The organism is Streptomyces sp. NPDC097981 (genome assembly GCF_040302565.1).
Taxonomy (GTDB): domain Bacteria; phylum Actinomycetota; class Actinomycetes; order Streptomycetales; family Streptomycetaceae; genus Streptomyces.
On the sequence record NZ_JBEORW010000144.1, the window covers coordinates 1 to 3,746 of the forward strand.

The window sequence follows — 3,746 nt, forward strand, 5'->3', positions numbered from 1 at the left end:
GCCGCCTCTCCGCCGAACGAGTGTGAGCCAACCAGATCAACGAGAAACCTCTACGCCAACCGAGTGGTGAACACCGCTTTCGTGATACTCCCTGCCGAGGACATCAAGGTGCGCCCTCCCCAGCCTCCGGGCCGGGTAGAGGCACGGCCCGGCCCGGTGATCTGGGACTGGGGCGAGAAGCGCGAGGCGCTCCGCTGCGAGCGCCTCCTACCCGCCCGTGCCGAGGCTTGGTAGTTGTCACCGTCGGCACCACGTAGCCTGCGGAGGGAGCAGGTCGAAGCAGTCGGGCTGTCACCGGAGAGGCGCTGCAGTTGTCACACGAGGCCGATGAGTGGGTCGTTCGAGTACCTGTGCGCAGCATTCCTCGCGGGGAGCTCATTGCCATGCTTGGCGAACAGACTCCGGCCTGCGGACCTGCCCGTGACGCCTTGGTTGCCGGGGGTGCCTTCCGGGTCGGGGACGGTCTGGTCCCCGCCAGCCGGCACGCGGGTGTGTTCGCAATCCGTATCCGCACAGCTGCTCGGCGTGGGCACACAGTCGGGGGCCTTGCCGCGTCGGTCGACATCCTCCGGCAGGCCGGGGAAGAGCGTGTGCGTACCGGTTTCATCGACTCCGTGGACCGATCGTCCGTGTTCACGATCTTCCTGAACTCTTCGGCGACAGAAGTGCTGGCCTGCGCAGGTGGACTCCGGCCACACCCCCTGCCGCCGCCGGCAGACGCCCCCGAGTGACAACAGGCCTGCCTTGGAGTCAACTCTCATGCTTCGGCTGACCGCCTTGCTGCCCGAAGGTGGCAGCAGAGCCGTTAGGCGAGGCCGAACTCGATGAAGTCGATCTCTGTGAACTCCGTCTTCAATGCGTGCGCGCGCTGTCCCGCCTGCCGGAAGTAGACGTGTCCCAGCGCCCGGGCCAGGATCGCGGTGTGCTGCCCGTCGGGGGCACCTGCTTCCCAGGCGGAGAACAGCTCGCGAGCCACCTCGCCTGGCACGATCGAGGTCAGCAGCCGGTGCCTCGGATCGTCGGAACTCTTGGCGCCGGCCGAGAATCCGAACCGGGCCCGGGTGTGCACCACCAGCCCCCGCTGCTCAGCGACAGCCCGGCGCCGGGCCCGCACCAGCGGCTGCCACCTGGCCCGCACCCGCGCCTCGATCAGCGCCAGATGACGGACACTCGGCCGGGCGCGCGCCGACGCCTTTCGAGCCGTCCACCGTTGAACCGTCCGTAGTGACACGCCCAGCTCCTGCGCCACGATCTGCTTGGAGCCCTTCGCCCACCTGAGCAAAGCACGCAGCTGTTGCTCGGTGGTACCCGGCACTGGTTGCGTGAACAGCACCTGCTCCAGCCCCGCCCCGATCACTGTGCTCCTCCGGCCGCCGACCCGTTGTTGTACCGGGTTTTTCACGTGACAAGGCACAGGGCGACCGGAACACGGATCTTCCGGCGAGCAACGACAAGATGCGGTAGAGGCCTGCGAGCGGAGCGGTTGCCTGGAGCGGGTGGGCTTGATGGGTATGGGTCAGCGTGAGTGCAGCCAGGTGCTGGCGTAGAGGACGAGTGCGCCGCCTGCTGCTGTGGCGGCACCTCGGAGGAGGTGTACGCCGGCCTCGTTGCGGACTCGCCGGGCCAAGTGGGCCCAGCGCCCCGTGCTCAATGCCCGTTCCGGTGCGGGGGGTTTCTCACTGCGGGCGATGACCGTACGCTCAGTTTGGGACATGAGGTTCTCCTTCGTCGGGGACTGTCCTCTGCTGACGGCTCCCTGCGCTACCAGGGGGCCGTCGCCCGTTTTCGGGGACAGCCACGCCGTCGTCCACTTTCTGAGACGAAGAGGCGTCTCAGGGGTGGACGCCATCAACGAAAGCACCTCGAAACGTGCTCTGACCAGCGGAAACGGTAGGTTGTTCAAACAGGTCCCTCGAAGCTTCAGAGACATCACGATGAGGAATACCTGGTGCTGGGTGTATCAGTCAGTGTCTGCGCATGCATATGGCGGACATTCAGAGTTCATGTGTGTCATGCATCGAATCGTGCAGAACCACGTCTATGTGTGGAGTGGTGTGTTTATCCGTGGCGTCAATGTGTGTGAGTTCAGGTAATCGGGGGAAATGGCAAGTGCTTCCCTGGCAGGGTGTGTCGATGGCTCAGTTGCTGCGTATGCCGGGCACAGATGTGCTCCCACCAGGCCCTCGCCGGAATCTGGTCCTCGAACTGCGTGTACACCTTAGGGAAGCCAACCGCCCTACCCTCACCGCCATCACCGCAGCCATCGCTGGGCTAGAAGGCTGATGAAGATCTTGTTCAGGGGCTGTCCGGCCGTAGGGCCGGGCGGCCCCTTTGGCTATGTGGCTGCTGGGATGAGGCGCCAGGTGCTGTTGGTGCGGGTGAGGCCGAGGTTGATCAGTCGGCGGAGGTTGAGGGCGGCGGCACGGTGGTGGAGCCAGGTGTTGTTGGCGATGACGCCTCGGTAGGGGACTTTCCGGTTGCCTTTGGCGACGAGCCAGGCGATGGCACGTTCGACTGGGGGCCGCCATTTGCGGTATTCGTCCTGCCAGACGGGGTCGGTGGCGGCTTGTGCCCGGGCGGTGGCCAGCAGTTCGTGCTGGGGGTGGACGTTGAGGGTGCGTCCGGTCTTGGAGGTGGTGCAGCGTTCACGCAGGGGGCAGTGGGTGCAGACGCGCTTGAACTGGGCGGTGCGGGCGCCGTCCGCTTTGGCCTGGCCGAGGTTGGCGGTGTGTCCGGCCGGACAGGTCGCGGTGCCGGCGGCCGCGTCGATATGGAAGTCGTCGACGGTGAAGCCGCCGGGGATCGCGTGCCGCAGTGGTGGCGGTTTGATCACCAGGGTGTGGCCGTCGGCCGCAAGGCGCATGCGCAGGTCACCGGTGCCATAGGCGGAGTCGCCGAGCACGGTTAACTCGCCGTCCTCGTCGGCGAGGAGATCGGCGGCGACGGCAGCTTCGTGATTGTCCGGGCCGTAACCGCTGGTGAGGGCGACGGCTGTGAACAGTCCGGTCTCCGGTTCGAAGCAGGCATGTCCTTTGAAGCCGTCCTGGTGGCGGGTGCGGTTCTTGTGGATGTGCCGCGCGTCGGGATCGACGGTGGAGACTGTCCGGTCCGTCACCGTCCGCCGGGCGATGCGCCAGCGTCCGTCGCGTCCGTCAGAGTCGTCGGCCGGCTCGACGTCCTGGCCGGCGACCAGGGCCAGCAGGCCAACAGCGTTCGCGGCTTTCTCGCCGAGCTCGCGTTCGGGCAGGTGCCCGAGCAGGTTGAGGGCATCGGTGACCAGGGCGTCGACCAGCACGGCGCGGGCGGCCGCGTCGTTCCATGCGATCTTCGGTTTGCCTGGATCTGTGTAGTCGTGCGCGGTGCATCGCGCCGCCGCGACCTGGCCGGCCCCGGGGACTTCCCGGATCACGGCGCGGATGGCGGAGATGATCTGGGTGACGGTGTCCTGGGTGGCGACCGCGTCGTCCAGCACCGTGGAATCCAGCGCCCGCCGGTGCTTGCCCTTGAGGACGCCGGTCGCCTTCACGACTTCCCGGACCGCCTCGAAGACGCGGTCCGGCCGGGCGGATCGTGCCAGACGGCGCCGGAAGTAGGCCAGCAGCGATGGATCGAAGGCCATGTCGTGCAAGCCGAGCCCGCACGCGGCCTTCCACCGCAGACATCGCACGCGGTTAAGCGTCAAGCGGGATGGGTCTGATCAGCGGTCTGGAGTGGTGGGATGCCAGGCAAGATCGGGTGCGCCGTCG

At 66.9% G+C, this 3,746-nt stretch carries 1 protein-coding gene and 1 pseudogene; both read right to left on the reverse strand.

The genetic code is table 11. The features are described 5' to 3' along the window. Positions 1-805: 805 nt before the first annotated feature. Entirely contained in the window at positions 806-1,357 is a 552-nt protein-coding gene (gene tpg, locus ABTY04_RS40515; RefSeq protein WP_352218439.1) for a telomere-protecting terminal protein Tpg, read from the reverse strand. A gap of 978 nt (positions 1,358-2,335) precedes the next feature. Next, positions 2,336-3,658: pseudogene (locus ABTY04_RS40520) on the reverse strand (transposase); the annotation flags it as partial. Positions 3,659-3,746: the final 88 nt, after the last annotated feature.